At 43.5% G+C, this 22,780-nt stretch carries 19 protein-coding genes, 1 pseudogene and 1 riboswitch; of the genes and pseudogenes, 14 read left to right on the plus strand and 6 right to left on the minus strand.

Annotated features, from left to right (window positions below; genetic code table 11):
- The first annotated feature begins 147 nt into the window (after positions 1-147).
- Complete coding sequence (locus tag AS030_RS10650) at positions 148-492, plus strand: YkgJ family cysteine cluster protein (RefSeq protein WP_061971775.1); 345 nt, start codon at positions 148-150, stop codon at positions 490-492.
- A 150-nt stretch (positions 493-642) separates the two neighbouring features.
- Here the strand turns inward: AS030_RS10650 and AS030_RS10655 are convergent, their stop codons facing one another.
- A complete protein-coding gene (locus tag AS030_RS10655) occupies positions 643-1,608 on the minus strand; it encodes a D-2-hydroxyacid dehydrogenase (protein WP_061971777.1) in 966 nt (321 codons plus the stop codon).
- A gap of 117 nt (positions 1,609-1,725) precedes the next feature.
- On the opposite strand from AS030_RS10655, the gene AS030_RS10660 reads away from it, so the two are divergent.
- From AS030_RS10660 to AS030_RS10670, 3 genes are all read left to right on the plus strand, one after another.
- Positions 1,726-2,706, plus strand: coding sequence for a quinone oxidoreductase family protein (locus AS030_RS10660; RefSeq protein ID WP_061971779.1), 981 nt, complete (start codon positions 1,726-1,728; stop codon positions 2,704-2,706).
- A 162-nt stretch (positions 2,707-2,868) separates the two neighbouring features.
- On the plus strand, positions 2,869-4,200 hold the full coding sequence (locus AS030_RS10665; RefSeq protein WP_082635789.1) for a TIGR00366 family protein: 1,332 nt from the start codon (positions 2,869-2,871) through the stop codon (positions 4,198-4,200).
- Between the two features lie 23 nt (positions 4,201-4,223).
- Positions 4,224-4,997, plus strand: a complete 774-nt coding sequence (locus AS030_RS10670; RefSeq protein WP_061971784.1) for a putative protein N(5)-glutamine methyltransferase — start codon at positions 4,224-4,226, stop codon at positions 4,995-4,997.
- A gap of 52 nt (positions 4,998-5,049) precedes the next feature.
- Here AS030_RS10670 and AS030_RS10675 read toward each other — a convergent pair whose 3' ends face one another.
- Together AS030_RS10675 and AS030_RS10680 are read right to left on the minus strand one after the other, a co-directional pair.
- Positions 5,050-5,820, minus strand: a complete 771-nt coding sequence (locus AS030_RS10675; protein WP_240482317.1) for a thermonuclease family protein — start codon at positions 5,818-5,820, stop codon at positions 5,050-5,052.
- Between the two features lie 116 nt (positions 5,821-5,936).
- Positions 5,937-6,746: an alpha/beta hydrolase family protein gene (locus AS030_RS10680; protein WP_061971786.1), complete on the minus strand. Its 810-nt coding sequence runs from the start codon at positions 6,744-6,746 to the stop codon at positions 5,937-5,939.
- A 126-nt stretch (positions 6,747-6,872) separates the two neighbouring features.
- Positions 6,873-6,979, minus strand: a riboswitch (SAM riboswitch).
- A 342-nt stretch (positions 6,980-7,321) separates the two neighbouring features.
- On the opposite strand from AS030_RS10680, the pseudogene AS030_RS24675 reads away from it, so the two are divergent.
- The 6 genes and pseudogenes from AS030_RS24675 to ltaS all read left to right on the plus strand — a co-directional run.
- Positions 7,322-7,546: pseudogene (locus AS030_RS24675) on the plus strand (bile acid:sodium symporter family protein); the annotation flags it as partial.
- Positions 7,547-7,607: 61 nt separating this feature from the next.
- On the plus strand, positions 7,608-8,165 hold the full coding sequence (locus tag AS030_RS24680; protein WP_338082320.1) for a bile acid:sodium symporter family protein: 558 nt from the start codon (positions 7,608-7,610) through the stop codon (positions 8,163-8,165).
- A gap of 346 nt (positions 8,166-8,511) precedes the next feature.
- The gene (locus AS030_RS24555) at positions 8,512-8,793 is read left to right on the plus strand and encodes a CDP-glycerol glycerophosphotransferase family protein (protein WP_241840611.1); all 282 of its coding nucleotides are present in this window, start codon (positions 8,512-8,514) and stop codon (positions 8,791-8,793) included.
- A gap of 243 nt (positions 8,794-9,036) precedes the next feature.
- The gene (locus AS030_RS10695) at positions 9,037-9,708 is read left to right on the plus strand and encodes a response regulator transcription factor (protein WP_061971790.1); all 672 of its coding nucleotides are present in this window, start codon (positions 9,037-9,039) and stop codon (positions 9,706-9,708) included.
- A complete protein-coding gene (locus AS030_RS10700) occupies positions 9,698-11,059 on the plus strand; it encodes a sensor histidine kinase (protein ID WP_061971792.1) in 1,362 nt (453 codons plus the stop codon). Before AS030_RS10695 ends, AS030_RS10700 begins: the two co-directional genes overlap by 11 nt.
- 200 nt (positions 11,060-11,259) lie before the next feature.
- Complete coding sequence (gene ltaS / locus AS030_RS10705) at positions 11,260-13,272, plus strand: lipoteichoic acid synthase (protein ID WP_061971794.1); 2,013 nt, start codon at positions 11,260-11,262, stop codon at positions 13,270-13,272.
- 40 nt (positions 13,273-13,312) lie between these two features.
- Here the strand turns inward: ltaS and AS030_RS10710 are convergent, their stop codons facing one another.
- Together AS030_RS10710 and AS030_RS10715 are read right to left on the minus strand one after the other, a co-directional pair.
- Positions 13,313-14,344, minus strand: coding sequence for an acyltransferase family protein (locus tag AS030_RS10710; RefSeq protein WP_061971796.1), 1,032 nt, complete (start codon positions 14,342-14,344; stop codon positions 13,313-13,315).
- 161 nt (positions 14,345-14,505) lie between these two features.
- A complete protein-coding gene (locus AS030_RS10715) occupies positions 14,506-14,961 on the minus strand; it encodes an effector binding domain-containing protein (RefSeq protein WP_082635792.1) in 456 nt (151 codons plus the stop codon).
- 244 nt (positions 14,962-15,205) lie between these two features.
- Between AS030_RS10715 and AS030_RS10720 the strand changes: the two genes are divergently transcribed.
- Together AS030_RS10720 and AS030_RS10725 are read left to right on the plus strand one after the other, a co-directional pair.
- The gene (locus tag AS030_RS10720) at positions 15,206-16,048 is read left to right on the plus strand and encodes an alpha/beta fold hydrolase (protein ID WP_061971800.1); all 843 of its coding nucleotides are present in this window, start codon (positions 15,206-15,208) and stop codon (positions 16,046-16,048) included.
- A gap of 7 nt (positions 16,049-16,055) precedes the next feature.
- Positions 16,056-16,718 carry a DUF975 family protein gene (locus AS030_RS10725; RefSeq protein WP_061971803.1) on the plus strand — a complete coding sequence of 221 codons (663 nt, stop codon included), beginning with the start codon at positions 16,056-16,058 and terminating at the stop codon, positions 16,716-16,718.
- Positions 16,719-16,776: 58 nt separating this feature from the next.
- Here the strand turns inward: AS030_RS10725 and AS030_RS10730 are convergent, their stop codons facing one another.
- A complete protein-coding gene (locus AS030_RS10730) occupies positions 16,777-17,073 on the minus strand; it encodes a hypothetical protein (protein WP_061971805.1) in 297 nt (98 codons plus the stop codon).
- Between the two features lie 186 nt (positions 17,074-17,259).
- On the opposite strand from AS030_RS10730, the gene AS030_RS10735 reads away from it, so the two are divergent.
- A complete protein-coding gene (locus tag AS030_RS10735; RefSeq protein ID WP_061971807.1) occupies positions 17,260-18,885 on the plus strand; it encodes a S8 family peptidase in 1,626 nt (541 codons plus the stop codon).
- Positions 18,886-19,095: 210 nt separating this feature from the next.
- Complete coding sequence (locus AS030_RS10740) at positions 19,096-22,608, plus strand: S8 family serine peptidase (protein ID WP_061971809.1); 3,513 nt, start codon at positions 19,096-19,098, stop codon at positions 22,606-22,608.
- Positions 22,609-22,780 lie beyond the last annotated feature (172 nt).

Here is a 22,780-nt window from a genome sequence, read left to right on the forward strand (position 1 = left end):
TTTGTAGAGTTTTTTGAATTATTTTAGGCGCTGGGACAAAAGGATAGAGGCAGATGGAGGAAGGATTATGGCGCTCTATGTAGAAATTTCTTTTGCTGGCGGCTGATCGATGTTTCAGCTGTTCTATATAGAAGGAGGAATAAAAGGATGAGCGTCCTTCCATGCCAAGGCTGCAAGGGATTATGCTGCGGTCCAGTAGCGGTAACTGAAACAGAGTTGAAAAAAATCAGAAAGAAAGTAAAAAGCATGCCTCGTAAACTACGGAATGAACTTGAGCAACAGACGCGCTTTTTCGGAACGTGCATCTTTTATGACATGGAAAAAGACCGGTGCGGAATATATTCAGCCCGGCCGGAGGTCTGTCAAAAATTTGGCTACCATAAAGAGTTGGTCTGCTTCAAAAACCCGGGACTGGCAGTTGATGGCCAGCCTCTTGAACACAAAACGATCGGGGTTTTGTCGGTGGATTATACATGGAACGATTTTAAGTAAAGCTTCTTGCGTAATTTTAAAAGTAGTTGTTTTCCCTTCCAGGCTGCTCGCTTTTTTCATTTTCGAAGATCTCGCACCTTTCACTACAACAACTTATCAATGAAGGTGCAGGAAAATTGCTCCCAAGCAACAGTCATTTTGTAAGGGCTATTAATATCCTTTATTATAATCCACGGCATTAATGGAAAGGGATTTATCGTCGAGATAGTCTTTCAGATTGGGAATAAAAATATCCTCGATGACGCGCTGGTCGTAATACTCGGTAGACCCTGCTGTGTGGGGAGTGATAATGACATTCTCCATATTCCAAAGAGGACTGTTGTTGTCAAGCGGTTCTTTTTCAAACACATCAAGACCCGCTCCGGCGATTTCTCCGGTATTCAGTGCCTGGATCAAATCCTCTTCCACTACAATGTCACCGCGTCCGATATTGATGAAGAAAGCGGTGTTTTTCATGTGCTGAAATTCTTTTTTGCCCAGCATGCGGTTCGTTTCCTTGGTTAATGGAAGGGTCACAACCACATAGTCACATTCAGGAAGCAGATCGTGCAGCTCTTCAGATGTATACATTCTGTCAATATATTGCTCAGGTTTTCCCGAATGGCGCATACCAAGCACCTTCATTCCAAAGGCTTTGGCAATTTTGGCTGTTTCACGTCCGATGGCACCTGTTCCGAGAATGCCCAGGGTTTTGCCATGGATTTCAAGCTTCAGGTTGGAATGGTCCCATGTTTTGGATTGCTGGTTGCGCACGTATGTATGTATTTTTCTCGTGAGGCCGAGCATGAGCGCAAAAATGGTTTCGGAAATAGGGAAAGCATGGACGCCGTTGGCGCTGGTCAGTTGAATATTCTCGGAGGAAAGGCGGTCGAGCGGAAGATTGTTGACCCCGGCACTCCAGGTTTGTACCCATTTTAAGGGCGCATTTTCACGATCTAGCGTGTATTCTTCCATTCCTTTTTTCCAGCCGGCAATGATCTCTGCATCAGGAGCTTCCTTTTGCCAAATCTCCTTGTCCTTGCCTGTCACAATGGTCCAATCGGGAATGATTTTCTGTACCTTTTCCACATAAGAATCGTCAATATTTTGAGCAATGAGCAATTTACGTGCTGTCATCTTATCCCATCCTGTCTGTGTGTTTTTGTCCAGTTTACCAGAAGGTGAGAAATTTTTGTGTAAACATGCTCTTGGGCTAAAGTGTTCTGTTACGATAAGAAAAAAGGAGGAAGTCACTTGAAGGCGATTATAGTAAAAAAGTTTGGAAGTTCAGAAAACATGACATGGTCGGAAACAGCTGTCCCTCAGATTGGTTCCGATCAGGTATTAATCAAAGTAAAAACTACTTCTGTCAATTATGCCGATATTAAAGCAAGGGTAGGGACAAAAGGGAAGGGGAATCTTCCATTTATTCCAGGACTGGAGGCAGCAGGGATTGTGGAGAAGGTTGGTCCTGATGTGCTGAACATCCATGAAGGCCAGAGGGTGCTTGCTTTTCCTCATGATGGTTCCTACGCGGAATATATGAGAGCAGACGCTCAATTGACATTTCCCATCCCGGACAATATGACATTTGAGACGGCAGGCTCCTGCGGAATTGTTTCCTTTCTTTCGTATCACCTTCTGGCTAATCTTGCAAAAATGATAAAAGGGGAAACGGTTCTCATTCATTCTGCAGCCGGAGGTGTAGGCACTACGGCCATACAGACAGCCCTTGCCCTTGGAGCAGGAATGGTGATTGGGACGGTAGGAAATGAACAGAAAATGCAAATTGCAAAGGACGCCGGTGCTCATTATGTTGTTAATTATGAAAAAGAAAATATCTCTCAGCTTGTAAACGAGCTCACAAATGGAAAAGGGGCCGATATTGTTCTTGATTCAGTAGGAGGAAAATTAACGGATCAGAGCTTTGACTGCCTGGCCAAGTACGGAAAGCTTGTGGTATTTGGAAATTCGTGCGGAGAGTACGGCACCATTCCAGCCGGCAGGCTGCATTCGAGCTGCCGTTCGGTTTTGGGCTTCAGCCTTGGAACCACAAGAAAAGAGCGGCCTGAAGTCCTGCAGAAAATGGCTCCTCATGTGTTTCAATTACTGGAAGCGGGCCAGCTGAAAATCAACATCGGAAAGAAATTTCGTCTAGATGAGGCAGCGGCAGCCCATGACTGGGTGGAAAGCAGGAAAAGCACTGGTAAAGTTCTGCTAATGGTAAATGAATAAATCAACATGTTCTGTAAGACCTTCTGTTTGTGAGACTCGATAATTTTTTACAAGATTTACGTTAAACAGACAGGATTTTCAGGTTTGTAAACGGAATAGTTAACGAGTGCATCTATTCACAGACTTAAACAGCCTGTTCAGGCAGAAAGGACGTGCGAAATTATGAAAGCGCTCTCTAACTTTTTTACCGCTCTCGTTCAACGGTTCTTACCGGATCCTTTTGTGTTTGCATTAATCCTTACAATCGTTCTTTTTCTCTCAGGAGTAATTTTCACCCATCATAGCCCTATTGATATGGTAGAGTTCTGGGGATCTGGATTCTGGAACCTCCTTGCCTTTGCCATGCAAATGAGCCTTGTCCTTGTTACCGGACATGCACTTGCGAGCTCCCCGCTTATTAAAAAGTGGATGGTCAAACTTGCTGGAGTAGCGAAAACTCCGGTACAGGGTGTGATTCTTGTTGTTGTAGGCTCCGGAATCGCCTGTTTCATCAACTGGGGTTTTGGATTGATTGTAGGGGCGTTGTTTGCAAAGGAAGTGGCCAAGCGTATACCGGGATCCGACTACCGGTTTCTGATTGCTTGTGCCTATATCGGGTTTCTTACCTGGCATGGAGGATTATCGGGGTCTGTTCCCCTTGTGGCTGCGACGCCGGGAAATCCAATGGAAAAAACGGCAGGACTGATTCCGCTCACTCATACCATTTTTACGAGCTATAATTTGTTTATTACTCTTGCGCTGCTTATCGTTCTGCCGATTATGGCCAAGATGATGATGCCAACAGGAAAAGATGTGATCGGGATTGATCCGAAGTTGTTAACAGAAGATGAGGTTTCTGCGGCTATCGCCACTGCTCCTGTTGATACGAAAAAAACATTTGCGGTTTCCATGGAAAACAGTCGGCTGCTGAGCTTGGTCATCTCGGTTCTCGGATATTCTTATATTGTTTATTACATAGTTCAAAACGGATTTAAAATCGATATAAATACTGTTAATTTACTGTTTTTCACGACCGGTCTCCTGCTGCATGGTACACCGCTTTCCTACATGAATGCTGTTTCCAATGCGGCAAAAGGTACCGCAGGCATTTTGATTCAATTTCCGTTTTATGCGGGTATTCAAGGGATGATGGAGCTTTCTGGACTGGGCGGAATGATTACCAATGCGTTTATTTCTATTTCCAATCCTTCAACCTTTCCGTTCTTTGCTTTTCTAAGCTCAGGATTTGTAAACTTTTTCGTTCCGTCAGGCGGCGGACATTGGGTGGTACAAGGTCCATTCATCATGCCTGCGGCCAAGGAGCTTGGCGTTGACTCTGGCGTTGCTGCCATGGCGATTGCCTACGGTGAAGCCTGGATGAACATGGCTCAGCCGTTTTGGGCGCTGCCCGCACTGGCGATCGCAGGGCTCGGGGCGAGGGACATTATGGGCTATTGTGTGACCACGCTCCTGGTTTCTGGTGTTATCTTTGCGGTAGGTTTGTCGTTCTTTTAGTCATTTGCAAAGGGGGACTGCTGATGGAAGTTACTGCTTTTGACGGGATTGCTGCTCGGCTGAGGGCTGCCGGCTGTGTTTACGCGGAAGAAGAAGCACGGCTGTTGCTCTCTGCTGCAGTGTCTCCCGAAGAACTGGACAGAATGACAGAAAAGCGAGCAGAGGGAGTGCCTCTTGAGCATGTAATGGGTCATGCGGATTTTTGCGGATTTCGGATTGAGTTAGATTCTCATGTATTTGTTCCCCGCCGGCGTACCGAGTTTCTCGTACATCAGGCTGCGGAGATAATAAGGGCGGGAGATGCTGTGGTGGATCTTTGCTGCGGCTCAGGAGCGGTAGGGGCCGTACTTGCCGAGCTTAAGCCTGGGATCAGGCTTTACGCAACTGACATTGATCCTGCAGCTGTAATATGCGCGCGCCGGAATGTTAGCAAGGCGGACGGAAAGGTTTTTGAAGGGGACTTATATGAGCCGCTGCCAAAAGTCTTGCTTGGAAGCGTGAATGTTCTTGTGGTAAACGCCCCTTACGTTCCTACGAATGCAGTGTCATCTCTTCCGGCAGAAGCGCGTATGTATGAAGACCGGATAGCGCTGGATGGCGGCTTGGACGGACATGATATCCAGCGGAGGGCAGCGATTGAAGCAGGATCCTGGCTCGCACCTGGAGGAAGTCTGCTCATGGAAACAAGCTCCCGCCAATCAGCAGAAACATGGCGGATTTTTCAGGAGCAGGGCCTGAGTTCAACAGTGGTCTGTTCCTCAGAGCTCCAAGCAACGGTGGTTATTGGCACCAAGTAAAAAAGCCGGATCAGCGCGTTTTAGTTGATCCCGGCTTTTCCCGTCTGGCGTCTTATCTTTTTGCTTTTCGGTAACCGGCTTTTTGGGCTTCTGCCTCTGAGCAAAACATGACCTCGGCTTTTGTTACATCATAAGATTGGCCGCCGGGAACATGGTAGATCATCGACTGCTTATTTCCTTTAATGTTGCATTTTCCTTTGGGTTTCTCATTTGAAGGGGGATTGGCAGGCTGTTTGTTTTCATTAGAAGATGGGCTCTTGGAATTTTCATGAAAACCGTCCTTCTGGGCATAGTTCTCGATGGACCAGATGCCAACCCCTTTTTGCTGGGCTTTTTCCTGTGTGGCGCGGAACTGGTCTACATATTTTGTATTGGGCGGATACACATAAGCGACCCGGGCCAGTCCTTTTTCCAAAAGCAGCTGGTTAAAGTTTTGTTTGCCAATCCATATGTAAGCAAGCAGTCTCCCATACTTGTCACGTTCGGAAATATCCAGCTCAACGCCTACTTTTTTACCGGTTAACTGTGTTTTTGTAAATTTTGAGCTCTCCGGACCGAATGGCTGAACACCAAGCCTTGGGTGTTTCGTTTCGGGAGTATCCACTAGCAGCATACGGACACGTTCTGTTTTTCCATTCTTGAATTTAACATCGAGTGTATCTCCATCTACTACATATGTGACAGTTGCGGGTGTGCCTTTAATCGAAGCGCTCTGCCTATCGGGACTGCTGCTCTCCTGAACCGGTGAGCATGCGGCAGCCAACACAGCCAGTAAACATACCATTGCTATACTGAGCAGCTTTTTAAGGGGATTTTTTTCCACGATCTTCTTTCTCTCCTCTATCTATGTATTCCCGATGATTTGTAAAATCACAAAAGCTATTATACTACGTTATTTACTCACAGAGTGTTTTTCAATAAAAAAAGCATCATGATCGATTAGATCGTGATGCGGTCTGTGGCTGACTGGCGGTTAAGCCAGTTCAATGTTTGGGCAAGAAGTTCATTAAAATGATGGATAGAAGAAAAGGTATGATTCGCTCCTTTAATGAGCTTCAATTCACTAGTTCCATGAATTCTATGGGAGCAGCTGTGATAGAACTGGGTGCAGTATACGCTTGGAATGTCTTTATCCTCTGTTCCATGGAGAAGTAAAATGTCACCTGTAAACTGTGCCAGCTCCTTCATGGGATGGTAGGATTGAAGGGAATGGAGAAAATCAGCTTTTAATGAATATCCCAGATGATCAACATACCCTTTTGTCGTTAAACTTTGGCATTTATCCTTTCCAATAATATTCACGATATCATCGTAGGGATTTCCTACCGAAGCCCAGAGAATCAGGTCTTTTACCCTCGGATCGACTGCCGCAGTCTGAACCGCCACGGCTCCTCCCAAACTATGGCCAAGGAGAATGATCTCCCTGGAATCGACGCAGGGCAGCTTTGAGGCATAATCAATAGCAGCCTGTGTCTGACTGATTAAATCTTGAAATGTATTTTCTCCATAGCTGCCTTCGCTTTCTCCACAGCCGGCATAGTCAAAACGCAAAACGACAAACTCACTCGCGGAAAGCTGCTGGGCCGTTTTAACAAAGAGGCGGTCCACACCGATTCGGTTGCTTGTAAAACCATGGCAGATGATGACAATCGGCAATTTGGCCTGGAGAATTCCTAAAGTGTGCCGGGGATAATGAACGGTGGCAGTTAACTTGCAATCCTTCCATAGAAACCAACCTTGCTTTTCCATATGAACAACTCCTCAATTCTTTATAATCAACTAATCTTATCTTTTTAGTAGGAATTAAAGTTAAATAAAAACCCCTTCTTATAGAAACATAAGAAGGAGTTGAATGAACGAATTACGTCAACACATTTCTTATCTTTCAAGCCAGCAGCTTGTTGAAGTTGGCACAGTGCTCATAGGGGAGTCTGTTGCCGAGGCTTCACAGGGTCAATTCCCTCCGCCTCTCTGGATAAGAAGTATATCATTTTAATTTAATGTATGATATTTTTAATAGTTTGTCAATTGTATAAGATAAGTTGATTATAGAATATGAATCAATTCAAAAAAGGTATCAAAAATAATGCATTTGTCCCTGCCTTTTCTTCTGAGTTTGTTGGCATTAAATCTTATATATTGTAAAATAATAACATAGTAAATTATTAGAATGATTAGGAAGAAGGTTAAGCGTGTTAGAAAAGATCAATCATCAGCTAGAGCGATTCATGCCACTCATTACCCCGGTCAGTGTACTCTTGGGCATGCTTTTGACACATGAGCTAAAAAACTTTCTGTTTCTCGTTCCGTGGATTTTTGCGTTTATGACATTTTCGGGCAGCCTTGGCTCAAATTTTACCCATTTGCGCAATACGTTGTCTCGTCCTGTCCCCATTTTTATTGGGTTGGCCATTCTGCACGTTTTTATGCCCTTGTGGGCCTGGGCAGTGGGACACATAGCGTTTCCCACGGATCCTTACACCATTACTGGACTGGTGCTTGCTATGGTCATTCCATGCGGAATCACGAGCAGCATGTGGGTTTCTATTTATAAAGGAAACAGCACCCTTGCTTTATCCATCATATTAATTGATACATTGTTATCGCCTCTTGTGGTTCCCATACAGTCTTTCTCTCTTTGTCGGAGAGTCTGTAGCCATCAAGGTATGGCCAATGGTCAAGGACCTGCTGATCATGATTGTCATTCCTTCCATTGTGGGTATGATTCTAAATCACAAGACGAAGGGAAACATCAAATTGACGTTAGGAAAACGGATAGCCCCTATATCGAAAATTTGTATGGCAGTTGTAGTCGCGATTAATGCATCGGTGGCAGCTCCTTATCTGAAGCATGCGGATAAAAAACTGGTGTGGATTGGAATCATTGTCTTTTTCATTGCAGCCAGCGGATATTTAGTGTCTTTTTTAGTCAGTATTTTGCTGAAATATGATAATGAAACAATGGTTTCTATGGTTTTCTGCGGTGGAATGAGAAACATCAGTGCGGGTTCAGTTATTGCCCTCACTTATTTTTCCCCTTTGACAGCCGTACCTGTCGTGATCGGGATGCTGTTTCAGCAGATCCTTGCATCGGTCTATGGTTTTGTTTTGTCTAAACATTTTGGAAGACAGATCCAGCATCATAACAATGAAAGCACATCGGCATAAAAAAAGGAGTCCCTAAGGCTCCTTTTTTGTCATTATTTTTCCTTTTTAACGGATAGGATGAAACGTACCAGCAGTGTTTCAAGCTGCTCATCCTTGATCTTTTTTCTGTTGAAATGCTGGTGAATGTGTTTTTTTAGCACTTCATTACTCATCACCATTCTCCTTTCTTCTTTGTTTTACTGTGGTTTTCTTGTTTTTTTTAGTCAATCCCTGCCTGCTGTCGAAAGAAGGGGTAATATGTCTTATTCAATATATGTACGAAATTTGAATTTTTGTGATTATATTACCATTGTTGCTTGTTTATATTTCCGGATTTGAGGAGGTTGAAACCTTTTTAAAGAAAAAAGTGATAAAGGATTTTTATGCCTATTTAATCCCAAGATATTTTATTTTTTTCTACGATCTGGAAAAGTATCGGGATACACTCAGAGGGTTTTATATTAATTTGGAAGAGGAAGTTCCAGGTCCGCTTTTAAGGGACAGTGAAGATGTGATTCGCACGATTGAAAATATTGATGAAGTGATGGAACAGTATAAAGGCAACTATGAATGTTTTTATGAAAAATTTTGCGGATGGGAAAAAGGAAATGCAACCAAACAGGTTGTAGAGCACGTGTTTAAATCGTAGATGATTGATGCCGGTGATGATCACCGGCTTTTGTTGATGGAGTTTACAGGAACGTATGTTCGTTTTATAATTTGATTATGTCACCTAACGTGGTTTTTGTCTACCATTTTTTTTAAAACTGTTGAAAATTGAAGAACGATAAAACACGGAAATATGTGAATTCGTCAGGATTTTCGTTCTTCCGGGCAGTAAATATGCTATCATCAATTGTTGAAATGATAAAAGAAGAGGAGCCTGCTTTTCATGAACATTCTTGTTGCTGAAGACGATATCCATCTTGGAAAGTTAATTGTCCATATGCTCAAAAAAAATGACTATCATGTGGAGTGGGTGACCAATGGTGAGGATGCCTATGAGGCAGCTCTTGCCCGTGAGTTTGATATTCTGATTCTTGACTGGATGATGCCGGGACAAAATGGCCTGGACGTGTGCCGGCGATTGAGAAACGGGGGCTGCTCCCAGGCGATTTTAATGCTTACCGCAAAAGATGCGGTACAGGATCGGATCAATGGCCTGGATGCAGGTGCGGATGATTATTTGGTCAAGCCGTTCGAAATTGATGAACTTTTGGCCAGGCTTCGTGCACTTTCCAGAAGAAACTTTGCTCCCATTGTTGAAGAAAAGGTTGTGATCTTTGATATTGTTTTGAATCGGACCAGTTATAAAGTGAACTCCTCCAAGCGGGAAATTCAACTGACACCAAGAGAATTTCAGTTGTTTGATCTGCTTGTCCGCAATAAAGGGCAAGTTCTTCCACGGGAAACCATTTTGGACAGGGTATGGGGAATTGATGCCGATGTTTCTGCTAAAACGGTGGATGCTACAGTAAAATTGCTTCGTAAAAAGTTGGTAAAGCTGACGAAAAAGGAAGTCATTGAAAGTGTCCGCGGGGTGGGATATCGTCTTGAAAATTAATTTCATCGCCCGCTGGAACCCCTTAAGAAATTTGAATTTAATCAGCCGGACACAATGGCGGCTGACCATGATTTATACGGGAATTCTTATGCTGTTTTTGATCTTGTTTATGGTGATTGTATATTTTTTGATGTACGGTGTAATCGTCAACAGCCAGGAGACCCAGTTGAAGAAACTTGTGGATCAGGAAGTTACGGTCATCAAGGAAAAACTGATAAAGGGGAAAAAACCCTCCATTCAGAATTTTGTCATGCTGTCGGATGAACAGTTTTTCTATTATGTGGTCGATGCGAAAGGGAAGCTTTTGACGGGGGATGAGCTCTATCACAAGCTCCGTCCGAAGCTTTACCGAAAGCTTGAAGGATGGAACCCGGATCCGAATGAGATTAAATACGAGAAATTGAATGTCACTTATTATGTGCCTTGGGAAGAAAGCCCGAACAACCGGCACATCGACTTGATGATGGCTGGAAGAAAAATTTACAAGGGCAATGAGTTTATAGGTATTTTATATGTAGGTAAAAGTATTTCCAACCGGGTGGAATTGTTTGACCGTCTTTTAAATATTTTTGCTGTCCTACTTTTTGTTTTTGCTTTTGTTGCCTTTTTTACCAGCTATTTTATGTCCCGAAGAGCGATGTCTCCCATTTCTCGCTCCTATACGAAACAGCGCCAGTTTGCCGCAGATGCCTCTCACGAGCTCAGAACGCCTTTGAGTGTGTTGCTTTCTTCCATCAATGCACTGGAAATGGAAAAGAAATTAAACGAAGATGAATTTTCACATTCTGTTCTTTCCAATATGAAATATGAAGTAAAGCGCATGATTAAGCTTGTCGGGGATTTGCTTACGCTTGCCCGCTCGGATGCGGAAAATACCGAATTGGTAAAAGAGGTATTTGATTTTCAAGAGCTGTCGGAAAAGGTCATAAAATCCATTGAAACCCTTGCCGCCGAAAAGCGTATAACATTAAAGATGAATGTGCAGAACCGGCTGTTTGTGTACGGAAACAGGGAACGGCTGGATCAGCTGCTTTATATCCTGCTTGAAAACGCCATAAAGTATTCTCCGGAGGGAGCGGAAGTCCAACTGGATTCGAAAATGGAACGTAAAGAAAAATTAAAATTTCTTGTTATTTCGGTTGAAGATGAGGGAATAGGGATACAGCCGGAAGAACGCGCTCATATTTTCGAACGGTTTTACAGAACAGAAAAATCCCGCTCAAAACAATTCGGGGGCCACGGGCTGGGGCTTGCGATCGCCAAATGGATTGTCGATTCTCACGGCGGATGGATCCATGTTAGGAGCAAGCAAGGCAAAGGAAGCGTTTTTACAATTAAAATTCCGCAATAATAAGCGAAAAGGACGGGTAAACGAGCCTTTTTTAAGAAAAAATAAACAAAAATAAAATTAAATCTTCGCTTTTCATCATATTTTCACTTTTGCTATTTATAATAAAATAGACTAAAATTTACAGGTGCGATTATTCACAGCTGCAACAAACGATCTAAGAAGACCTACAGTTTATAGAGGTACTAGAAGAGGTGAAAGAATTGAAGGGTATTTTAAAAGCTGGCCAAAATGTTGTTCAGAAGCATATTGGTTTTTTCCTTTTAGCTGTTATTCTTTTTTGGCTAAAAACGTATACAGGCTATCTCGTTGAATTCAATCTTGGTATAGAAAATAAAATGCAGAAATTTTTGCTGCTGATCAATCCGATCAGTTCAGCCATTTTCTTTTTCGGATTAGCGCTGTTTGCAAAGGGCAGGAGAGCGTATATATGGACCATTGTACTTAATTTCTTCCTATCCTTTGTTTTATATGCAAATATTGTGTATTACCGTTTCTTTAATGATTTTATTACGATGCCCACGCTTACCCAAACGAAAAACTTTGGGGACCTTGGCGGCAGCATCTGGGAACTGCTTAAGCCGTATGATCCGCTTTATTTTATTGACACGATCATTTTGGCTGTACTGCTGTTCGCAAAGTTTATCAAACCGGAACCTGTACGCATGGCCCGCCGCAAGGTTCAAGTGGTCCTGGTATCGGCGATTGCATTGCTAGTCATTAATATCGGACTTGCAGAAACAGATCGTCCTCAGCTGCTGACAAGAACGTTTGACCGCAACTACCTGGTTAAATATTTGGGAACATACAATTATGTCCTTTATGATGCAATCCAGAGCATGCGTATTTCAGCTCAGAAAGCATCTGCGGATTCCAGTGATATGGGAGACGTACTGAATTATAAAGATGCGAACTATGCTAAGCCAAATCCGAAATACTTTGCGAAAGCAAAAGGCATGAACGTGATTTATATCCATCTGGAGTCATTCCAGAATTTCCTGATCAACTATAAATTAAACGGCCAGGAAGTTACACCGTATCTAAATTCATTTACAAAAGATAAGAATACATTGTACTTTGATAACTTTTTCCACCAAACCGGACAAGGTAAAACATCAGATGCAGAATTTATGCTTGAAAACTCCATTTATGGACTTCCGCAAGGCTCTGTATTTACGACAAATGGAAATAACACATTCCAGGCTGCGCCTGCGATTTTAGGACAAAAAGGATATACATCTGCGGTATTCCACGGGAATTACAAAACATTCTGGAACCGGGACGAGACATATAAATCATTTGGCTATGATAAGTTTTTTGATGCCAGCCATTATGATATGAATGATGAAGATGTAGTCAACTATGGACTTAAGGATAAACCATTCTTTAATGAATCGATTCCATTGCTAAAAACATTGAAGCAGCCGTTTTATACCAAGTTCATTACATTGTCCAACCACTTCCCGTATCCAATCGATGAAAAAGAAGCATCCATTGGACCTGATAATACAGGAGACGGGTCTGTTGACCGCTACTTCCAGACCGCGCGTTATCTGGATGAGGGTGTAAAGAGCTTTATTGACCAGCTAAAAGCTTCCGGTCTTTATGATAACTCTGTGATTGTCATGTATGGTGACCATTATGGTATTTCTGAAAACCATAACGAAGCTATGGCGAAAGTATTAAACAAAGAAGAAATGACGCCATATGACAATGCCCAGCTGCAGCGTGTGCCGTTAATGATTCATGTCCCAGGCATGAAGGGCGGGGTGCAGCATCAATATGGCGGACAAATTGACCTTCTTCCAACATTGCTTCACCTTCTCGGAATCGATACAAAAGAGTATGTTCAGTTTGGTACCGACTTAATGTCCAAACAGCATCAGCAGGTTGTTCCTTTCCGTAACGGAAGCTTTGTGAGTCCGAAGGTTACGGCCATTAACGGCAAATACTTTGACAGTAAAACGGGAGAACCCGTGAAAAAAGATAAAGAAATTCAGAAAGAACAGGAATTTACTGAAAATGCGCTTTCGCTGTCTGACAAAGTGGTGTATGGTGACTTGCTTCGATTCTACACACCGCGTGACTTTAAGCCAGTAGATCGTTCGAAGTATGACTACAATAACCGTGACCAGGGCAGCAGCAAAGCGAAATCAGAAGATCAGCCAAAGCAGGAAGATACATCTGCAGCGGAACAAAAACAAGAACAGCAATAACTGGAAAAAGCATTGCCTTTGTGGCAATGCTTTTTTTGTTTTATGCGGTTTTGGGAAGCGGTGCGGACACGGCTTTTCTTTTTCGCCGGATATTGCCGACAAGATAGGCCCCTCCTGGAAACAATGAAACCAGTTTAATAAGGCCCATGGAAAGAATAAGAGTAAGGAAAAAGAGTGAAAATACCTGAAGATAGGTTTGTTCGAATAGTTGAGCCGTATAGGAAGCGAGGTACCGCTGCACTTGCCAATGAACGAGGTAAATGCCAAAGGAATAGTTGCTTATAAGATTAATGATTCGGCTTCCTGGCAAACGCTGTCCCCAGGCGAGAATAAACAGGCTGACAGCCACCGTTAACGGAAACAAGTCAAGGCGTTTGGAGCCTACTCCTGTATATCCCGCTTTGAAAAAAATATAAACAAGAGCCAGGCTTAACCCTACCCCGGCAATGGTCAGGTACCGGTATTGTTGGAGCTTTACTGCCACTGTTTTATAATGCTTGCCAATGGCGTAGGCCACGGCAAAATAAGCAAACCAGGCGGTAAAAGGCACCTTTAAATACGACAGATTTTCTTTGATGCTACGATGTGATCCTTCCATGAATTGGAAGTGGAGGCTCATCACAATCAAACTGACAGGCAGCAGCCAGGAGACCGGAATCTTATACTTCGTCACCAAATAATGCAGGGCGTAAAACTGAAAAATTATAAGGACAAAATATCCTTCGTAATTTCCGAGAAGGTTCTTTTGAATCATCAATCCGATATCAACAGCTGGATTCAGGTGATAGCTCACAAGGGCGTCGATCACTGCAAATGCTAGAAACGGAGCGAGTATCCATTTCAGCCGTTTTTTCCAGAAATTTTTTGGAAGCTCATCCGGGTACCGGTTCGCCAGAATAATCTCGGATAAGATGACAAAGGTAGGGGTGGCATAGCATAACGCCACACGAAGAACGCTGTATGCTCCTGACGCCGGATAACCTCCAACCGAGACCGCAGTTTGGGAGGTGCTGTGCAGGAAAACGATGCTCAGACAGGCGATGGTTCGTAAAAGGTTCCATTCTTTAATCACGGGTTTCTCCCCCTTTTCACTAAAACAGGTCATCATCACCATACCAATGAAGAGGATGAGGGAGCAACGGATTCTGCCAATCTTAACAATGCTTTAAAGAATGTTTATAAAACCTTTACAGAAAAGACGGCAGTCCGTTATGGACATGCCGTTTTTTCCTGTTATTTAATGGGGATGAGAATATCCATCTGCATGGAATCCGGGTTTGCGCTTCGTTCATCATACCATTCAATTTCCAGGCCACCGGCATGTTCGTAGCCCGAAGACGGAAACCATTCTTTAAAGACAAACCGCCAGGTCGCCTGGATGCTGTTGGAAAACTCATCATCCGGAACACTCGGGGTGGTGAACACCGCAAACTTGGTTTCGGGAATATGCTTTAGAACCAAACCGGAAGGAGCATTTTCTGCTGTCGTTACTTCTGAACAAATGAAGTAACTGAAGGTTCCGTTATCCGGGTTGAAATTTGTGCAAATGCCAAGCTCCACGGATGGGTGTTTTTTGTTGGGAATTGCTTTTCTCATTTGCGGATCCCTGAGATAATCCTGCCAGAATACAGGGATGTCTTTTAAGTTTCTCCCGTCCTCGCTGGTTGTTTTCAGCTCGTAGCCAAGTATGCAAGGTCAATGGTTTCTCCAAATGTTCTTCAATATAATCAATCGTGTCCTGTATACATTTGCCATAATCCATCATGACTGCCCCCTCATCTCTATCTTAAAAGATGCTAACGAACAATTCTTAACGTTTTTTGCTATTGTTTCGTTATTCGCGATTGAAAGATTAAACGCCTTTTCTTCCAGCTTAATGGTAATATAAGAGTGTTGAGTGAAAATGAACGTTAGAAAAGGCAGGCGAGGTTGTATGTTTTGTCACCTGGGAGATATTCAAGTTCATTATGAAAGATACGGTAAAGGGAAGCCGGTCGTTATGATTCACGGTTTTACTCCTGACTACCGTTTGATGGAAGGCTGCATGGAGCCGGTATTTGCAGGCAGAGAAGGCTATGAACGGATTTATCTGGATTTGCCGGGAATGGGCCGTACAAAAGGTGAAGAATGGATCAAAGGGACCGATGGTATGCTTGATGCTGTGCTGCGCTTTATTGATGCCATACTTCCGGAACAGTCGTTTTTGCTTGCTGGAGAATCGTATGGTGGCTACCTCGCAAGGGGAATAGTGGCCAGAATCGGTGAAAGGGTGGATGGCCTGTTGACCATATGCTCACCCATTTATGCGGAGCACGAGCAACGGATTCTGCCTGAGCATACGGTTTTGAAAAGAGATGACGAACTGATCGCATCTCTTTCAGAGGAAGAAGCGGTGGAGTTTACTTCTATCGCGGTTGTGCAGGATCAATATACGTTAGAGCGGATGAGAAAGGAGATTACTCCTGGAATTAAGATGGCTGATTCTGCGTTTTTGGAAAAAATTCAGCAAAATTATGCTTTTTCTTTTCCCATTGATCTTACAGAGCCCTTCGTAAAGCCTGCACTATTCTTAACCGGGCGACAGGATGCAGTTGTAGGGTATAAAGATCATTGGGAGATTCTCGACCAATTTCCCAGAGCCTCGTTTGTCGTATTGGACAGAGCGGGGCACAACCTGCAGATTGAACAGCACGCCGTGTTTAACGCACTCGTCGACGACTGGCTAAGCAGGGCAGATGAAGCAGTAAATGATAGTCATAGAAAAACAGAAAGGTGAATGATGCATGAGAATTAGAGAGATAAAAAAGGAAGCATGGGTTGCGCTGAAAAATAAATGGGGGCTTGCGGTCCTGCTAACGATTCTTTTGGGGATTTTCACATTCGTTATTCCAGACTTGTTCAGTGCGTATGCAAGTGGCGGATTGTCCAATTATTATTTAGGTGATACCTATGAAGGTGATATTACCTCCCTCATTGTGGGACTCATTCTTTATCCTGCGGTGATCGGCTATAACTGGGTGTTTCTCAGTCTCATCCGGAGAGAACCGCAAGGCGTTAAAAGCATGTTCCATCCTTTTGCAGTCATCGGAACCTATTTAAAACTGATCGGAACGACAATTCTTATTTGGCTGTTTACCGCACTGTGGACCATGCTTCTAATCGTGCCTGGCATCATTAAAGGGCTTGCCTATTCACAGACGTATTATGTGCTAAAGGACAATCCGGATCTGCCAATTTTACATGCGATTACGGAAAGCCGCCGGCTGATGGACGGCTATAAATGGAAGTTCTTCCTTCTTCAGCTCAGCTTTATTGGCTGGATCATATTGGCGATCCTTACTTTGGGACTTGGATTCCTCTGGCTGACACCATACATGACGGCATCTTCTGCCGAGTTCTATAATGAAATCCGCCAGGCCAAAGCGGATGACGGATTGAATCAATAACATATAAAGGGCATTCTGCTATCTGCAGAATGCCTTTTTAAATGAATAAAATCCTTACTTATTCCTCCAATAATAAAAATTCTCCAGTTTCCAAATGGGATCCGTAATGTTCTGCTTCTTCATGGGAAACTCCGAGAAAAATCAGCCGTTCTTTTCCGGAAAGATTCTGTGAAAAAGAGGAGTTGTCGGATTGGTCCAAAAAATGCTGGATGATTTGTTCATTATCTTGTTTTTCTTCAATCGTTTCATAGGGGCCAACCACGATAAAGGTTCCGTTTTCGTGTTCGTCTTTAATATCATTTCGCTGCTCAACCGCTTCCTGCTCGGTTTTGTAAACACCAACTACCTTCAACATTTTTCTTTCCCCTCCCAGCTGTTATTTAAATAATGAAAATAACTTTCCAATCAATACCCGATTTGTGTCTATTTGTAACATAATGTCTCATAGATTACTTCCAATATTTTTTAAAAATTTCATTTTACTAGAAAAGAAAAGTGATATAATAATCCAATAAAACCAGACAGAAATGGGAGAAAAAGCATGAATACATTAAAACGTTCGCTTGTGGTTTTAACGGCAGGAATCATGGGTGCTGGCCTGTTTGGCACCTCTGTTTATGCAAAGGACAACGGACTTTCGCAACGGAATACATATTTTAGTACACAAACGATTAATCCGCCCAAAGCAGCTATCGATTTAGCCAGGATAAACAAGAGAGAACTGATTGTAAAAATAATAAAATCAGAAAAATTCAACCCTGCTTCCTATGGGCTGGTATCTGTCACCGAACCTGACATCTTAAAGGAAGAAGGTATACAGGTCTTTGCTGTCCCGGCTCAACGGGATTATGAAACCATACTTGCCAAGGTGCAGAAAGACACTGCTGTTGATTATGCAGAACCCAACTATCTTGCTCAAAAAACAGCCGTTTCAGGGGAACCTAACGATCGGCTGTACAGCCAGCAGTGGGCGCTGAAAAAGATTCACTGGACAAAAAATCTGGGCAACCCGACTGCCGGACAAAAACCGGTCATCGTGGCAGTTTTGGATACCGGAGTAGATGCGGATCATCCGGACCTAAAAGGCAAGGTATTAAAAGGCAAGGACTTTGTGAACCATTTTAAAACAGCTGACGATACAGTGGGGCATGGAACCGAAGTGTCCGGCATTATTGCAGCTGCGGTTGACAACAAGAGAGGCATCAGCGGCATCAATAACAATGTCATGATTCTCCCTGTCCGTGTGGGCGGCAAGGTCAGCTTCCCGAGCTCAAGCATTGTGGCAGGCCTTCATTACGCAATAGACCACGGTGCAAAAGTGATTAACATGAGCTTTGGAGGAGGAGAGCCAAGCCAGGCCCAGTACGATGCCATTCTGGAGGCTGTGAGCAAAGGGATTACGCTGGTTGCGGCTTCAGGGAACGAACATCCGGTGTATGGTGTCAATTATCCTGCGGCGTATCCACAGGTGATCAGCGTCGGTGCTACACGGTATAACGATGTGATTGCCCCATTTTCAAGCCGCGGACCGCGGCTTGATCTGACAGCACCAGGGATGGAAATAATGACAACAAAGAAGGACGGCAAGTATGGCAGCAAGGATGTGTCGGGGACCTCGTTTTCAGCACCTATGGTATCAGGTGTAGCTTCACTTTTATTAAGCAAGAATCCTTCTTTGAAGCCTCAGCAAATCGAGTATATGCTTGAGAAATCGGCGTTTACGCCAGACCGTTATAAAAATGCGGGTGGTCTTTCTGATCTGTATGGCTATGGACGAGTGGAGGCTGCGAACGCTTTGCAGGTTAAAATGCCGTCAACAGCAGGTGATGCGGCCGATAGGCCATCAAAGGCAAAGGTAGTCAGTCTTGGAAAATCTTATACCGATGGTTTTAATCTACCGTTCGACGGGGACATGTTCAAATTCAAGTTAGCTAAAGACCGAAATGTGAGAATTGAAGTATCTGCCGTTAAAGGAATGGATCCAGTCATTGCTGTAAACCGCATGGATAAGAACGGACGCCTTACCTATGAAAAAATCCAGGATAAGAATGGGATTGGCAAAGGAGAAGTGTGGTCTGCCAAGCTTAAATCAGGCACCAGCTATATAACGGTATACGAAGCAAACAATCATTGGTCCACAAAATCATATACTATGAAGCTTAAATAAGTGGATGACACACGAAGAGACTTTCCTTAAAAGGAGAGTCTTTTTTGTTTGTTTAAAAATAGTTTCGTATTTTTTGTAAAAAAAAGAGGTATTTACTAATTTTTGTCAAATAAAAAAGAATGCTTTTGAAAAGCGGGGTGGAAGGAAAAGAGAACCATTTGGAAGGACAGTGAAAAAGTAGAATTTATACTGAATTTTGGAGGAGCACAGATGAAAAATTGGAAAAAACAAATTACTGCGGTAGGTTTGTCTGCCAGTTTGCTGGTGACAGGCTATTCTGCTGTGCACGCGGAAGTCAAAGCACCATCCGCGGGGAAAACATCAAGTGTACCGGCTGCACTTGAAAATGTTAAAAAAGCAAACAAAAAGGATAATCATAAGCCGCTGTTCAGTGATGATACACTGGTCATCAAGTACACCAAGCCACTGACGGCAAACGATCATAAAAAAGCCGGAGGAAGGGTAATCCGCTCATACAGCCAGTACAATATGACGGTTGTAAAAGTGATCAATAAAAATAAATTTGATCAAGCTATGCAAGCTTATCAAAAAATGGGGAAAGTCACCGGTGTTTCTCCAAGTGTGCTGTCCAAAACACTTTCCACCCCGGATCCCAAGGTAATTAAGCAATACAGCCTATCCCTTCTGCAAATTGAAAAGGCGCAAAAGCTTGCCGGCAAAAACGCGGTGAAAGTGGCTGTCATTGACCAGGGTGTAGACCGAAACCACCCCGAACTTAAAGGGCAGGTCGTCAAAAGCGTAAATGTGGATGACCCAATGAACCAGGCGCTGCCTGATTTTCATGGCACACATGTCAGTGGAATTATCGCAGCGAAAAAAGGAAATGGGATTGGCGGATATGGTGTCAATCCAAGCGCGAAAATTTTGTCCTACGACGTGTTTGACCGTGGGGGCGGAGCCTACGATTATTCAATTGCAGATGCCATCCTGCGCGCTGTGAAGGATGGAGCCAAAGTGATCAACATGAGCCTTGGCGGCTATGCGTCTTCTCCGCTGATTGAAGAAGCGGTAAAAACGGCAGTAAAGGCAAACGTAACAATCGTAGCGGCAGCCGGTAATGAGGAAACAGATGAACTTTCCTACCCTGCAGCATATGAAGGAGTTATCAGCGTCGGCTCCACGAATGCCAAAAACAAGCTTTCCTGGTACTCCAATTATGGTCCGTCTGTGGACATTGTAGCGCCTGGGGAAAATGTCTATGCTCCTCTGTATGATTATGAAAAGAAATCAACCTTTGAAACCATGAGCGGAACCAGTATGGCAACTCCTGTAGTGGCGGGAACGGCTTCCCTCATTCTCTCAAAATATCCAACATTGAAACCGGCACAGGTAGAGTATATTTTGGAACATACCACCAAGGATTTAGGTGCAAAAGGATTTGACTCAAAATATGCACACGGACTTGTTCAGCCATTGGCAGCAATGAAATTCAATGTAAAGAAAATACCTGCAAGTGTAAAACGGCCGCAAACCGAGCGTGAAGTACTTCAAGCTGCCTCATCCATATCTCCAAAAATCAACATGGAGTATGCAAAAGAAGGCAAGATCACCAAAGCTTCTGAAGAAAGATGGGTAAAGTTTGAAGTGCAGAAGGGTGAATATATTCAAACGTTCCTTACAGGATCCAAAAACTACGATCTGAAGTACAAAATCCATCTGTACGGCACAGACAGCAGGACGATGGTGGATGTTGACAAGCTGAAGAAAAACGGCACAGAAGGAAAGCTTTTTAAAGCGCCATTCAGCGGAACACTGGCCATCGGGGTAAGTGATGTGAATGGAAACTATGATGATTCCAAAGCAGCCACCTCTCGTTATTCTCTGAAAATCAAGCGGCTCCAAGACCTTCCGAAGGACAAGAATACGATGGAAAAACCATCTAACATGTCAAAGTTTCCGTATCGTGCCCACGGGACGTTTACCGGAGAAAATGACGATGAGGATTTCTACACCTTTAAGGTAGACAAGCCGCAGGTTGTCAAAGTAAAAACAAGCGGTGTACCAGGTGTGAACAGCATGCTGAAGGTTTACGCCGAGGATCCTTATAGAGATGAGGATCCGGAAGAAGGAATGCTCAGTGATGAGGAATCTGAAGAGCAACAGATGGAGCCCATGTTCTATCAGAATGCCAATGGCTATGGAAAAGGAGAGACGATTGTATTTGAAGCGGTACCTGGCGTGAATTACATGGTGAGCACAACCAACCAGGCAGAGATTATGGATGGTATGTTTGACTTTTTCATGGATGAATCCATGCTGGAAGCAGATGCTCCTGAACCTTCTGCTATTCCATACACTATTGCAGTAGAGAACAAGGAAATTGGCCCGGATGAGGACGGTCTGCCATATACCGATGAAGATGAATCACCTGAAGGAGAACTGGCAGCCAAGAAAATTAACGTGAAAGAATATGCGTCACTCAAACAGAAAGAACGTAAAATATCGCACGCGCAAAGCGTTGTAGTGATTATGGATGACGAAGAAGACGAGGATATGATCGAGGTCCAGGATATCGTGGACAATGCGCTGCCATACTCCCTTGGAACGAAAAAAACAGGTGGTCTTCAGCAGCAAATTGACGAAGACTGGTTTGCATTCACGCCAAAGCAGGACAGCATCTATAGTTTCACCTTAGGAACTGGGGAAAAGTATAGCTTTGAGGTGTATCAACTGATCAAGGAAAAGGATGAAAATGGTGATTCAACTCTTGAACTTGGATATGTGGCCGAAAATATGGACTGGTGGACCGGTGAGTTGAAGGACCATGTAATTGCTGACTTTAAGAAAGGGAAAAAATATTTTATCCGTGTCAGCAACGATTACACAACAGATTCTATGCTGTATGATCCATATCAATTCAGCTCCAAGCTTCTGGTAGCCAATCCAAATGATAAGAATGAGCCCAATGATGATCTCAACCATGTCAAAGATCTTAAAAACAACAAAGCGACTGGAATGTTCTCGGCGACTGGAGATATCGATGCTTTCTACTTCAAGGCAAAAGAGACAGGAATCTCCAACGTGTCCCTGACGAAGGGAACAGCAACAAAAGCGTTGAAAGCGAAGTATCCAAGTGAGCTGCTGCAGGATTATTATGGGTTGGTTTTATTGGTCGATGATAAAAACGGCAACCGCAAACTGGATGATTTCGAAGCAGATACTGCCCGCGAGGTATATAAAGGGATTTATGGCTCGGAAACAAGAGGATCGTTCCAAACGAGAAAGGGCAAGGGATATTTCTTGATCGGAATGGGCTTTTTCGATAACACACCGGAGCTTTCCTTCATTCCGTATACCCTGCAAGTGCAATCGGCAATGAAGAAGGATGAAGATGCCCAATCAGTCATCAAAGGAAACAAACCGTCCAAACCGCTGTCACTGAAAAAAATAAACAGCAAATCCTATAGTGGAACTGGTTATTTCAATGTGGTCAGTCAAAGTGGGGGAGATGCCGACTGGTACAAATGGACGCTCAGCAAAAAATCAAACGTGAAGCTGACACTCGATACCTCACTGGACATTGATGGTGTGATTACGGTTTACAAGAATGGCAAGCAAGTGGCAAAAAGCGACTATTACGGCAGCGGAGACGCTGAAGTCCTTTATGCCACACTGGGCAAAGGAACATACCACATTAAAGTTAAAGACCTTAATGTCAATGCCTCTGTTCATGCTTATAAGCTGAAAGCGGAAATCCGCTAATCGTTAGCACTGAAAATTAGTAAAGGCCGGGTACCCAAAAGGTATCCGGCCTTTGCTTTTTTAGGTTCTCTGGATTAAAAAAGAAAAGTGACTAAAGATACAAATGATTATGCCGCTACATAAAAAGCGAGGACTCCAGTCCCGTTTTTATTCATGATAGAGGAATTTAGCT

The organism is Fictibacillus enclensis (assembly GCF_001457035.1).
In the GTDB taxonomy this organism is placed as follows: Bacteria; Bacillota; Bacilli; order Bacillales; family Fictibacillaceae; genus Fictibacillus_C; species Fictibacillus_C enclensis.